1 protein-coding gene is annotated in these 1,355 nt (G+C 66.1%); it reads left to right on the top strand.

Annotated elements, in window-relative coordinates; translation table 11 throughout:
* Positions 1-140 precede the first annotated feature (140 nt).
* Positions 141-1,310 carry an ISAs1 family transposase gene (locus tag RM2_RS23130; protein ID WP_084721977.1) on the top strand — a complete coding sequence of 390 codons (1,170 nt, stop codon included), beginning with the start codon at positions 141-143 and terminating at the stop codon, positions 1,308-1,310.
* Positions 1,311-1,355: the final 45 nt, after the last annotated feature.

Here is a 1,355-nt window from a genome sequence, read left to right as displayed (position 1 = left end):
GTGGTTGTTGATTAGCAGCCTCGTGAACTGGGGTTTTCGTTCTTTCGGAGTGCTGTCCAGGCCGGTTGAGCGGGCATAGGGACAGGGATTGATCATGGGTGTGTCTCACGCATCCAACGATCGTCCACGAGGAGTCACCCATGCCCGCCGGGACAGTGTCCCCGATAGACCCATGCCTTCACCAGTTGACACGGTGGGGCGGGGTCGTCACCGACACACGAATGCAGGATCTGCTCACCGTGCTCGACGAGGTGCCCGATCCGCGGGATCGGCGCGGTCGCCGCTACCGGTTACCGTCACTGATCGCCGTGGCTTTGTGCGCGGTCGCCGCCGGCGCCCGCTCGTTCTACGCCATCGCCGACTGGGTCGCCGGTGCACCACGGGAAGTGTTGCAACGATGTGGTATCCGATTCCGTGTTCCCAGCGAGGCCGCGATCCGACAGGTACTCGGCCGGATCGACGGCGACACGCTGGACGGAGTCCTCGTCCGGTACCTGGCCGTCGACATCGGCGCGGAAGGCGGGAGGACTGTCGTGGCGGTCGACGGTAAGACGATCCGGGGGGCCCGTATCGGGAAACAGGCGGCTCCGCATCTGGTCGCGGCGGTCACCCACGGTGACGCGGTCGTGGTCGGGCAGTGCCGGACCGTCGACAAGTCCAATGAGATCCCCACGGTCAGAAAGCTGTTGCGCGGCCTCGATATCGCCGGGGCGGTGGTCACCGTCGACGCTATGCATACCCAGAGGGCGACCGCCCGGTGCCTGCGTGAGCAGTGCCGGGCCGAATACGTGATGATCGTCAAGGCGAACCGGCCAGGACTGCTCGCCCGGGTCCGGGACCAGCCGTGGGAGCGGGTGCCGGTGGTGTGGTCCGACCCGGTCGAGCGCGGTCACGGCCGTGAGGAACACCGCGGCTACAAGATCCTCACCATTGCCCGTGGTCTGCGGTTTCCGTATGCGCAGCAGGCAATTCGGATCACCCGGCGGCGGCGCATCGGCACCGATCGATGGAGTATCGAGGTGGTGTACGCGATCTGCTCGCTGCCGTGCGAGCAGGCACCACCGAAGCTGCTCGCAGCATGGATCCGGGGGCATTGGCACATCGAGAACAAAGTCCACTATGTGCGGGACGTGACATTCGACGAGGACCGCTCCACCATCCGTGCCGGCCACGGGCCGCAGGTGATGGCGACCTTGCGGAACGTTGCCGTCAGCCTCCACCGCCGGGCAGGGCATGCGAACATCGCACAGGCCTGCCGCCGACTCGCGGCCAACCCCTACCGTGTGGCCGACCTGGTCCTGAGAGGATGAAAGTGCAGTTGACAGCCCCGGAGGTCAACAACGACGGCACCCTGG

The organism is Rhodococcus marinonascens NBRC 14363 (assembly GCF_001894885.1).
GTDB classification, from domain to species: domain Bacteria; phylum Actinomycetota; class Actinomycetes; order Mycobacteriales; family Mycobacteriaceae; genus Rhodococcus_F; species Rhodococcus_F marinonascens.
The sequence above is the reverse complement of the archived record's forward strand: the minus strand, read 5'-3'. Positions and strand labels throughout refer to the sequence as shown.

Coding starts and splice junctions, on each gene's coding strand:
- RM2_RS23130 (WP_084721977.1), top strand. CDS start 141: ATGCCCGCCGGGACAGTGTCCCCGATAGACCCATGCCTTCACCAGTTG.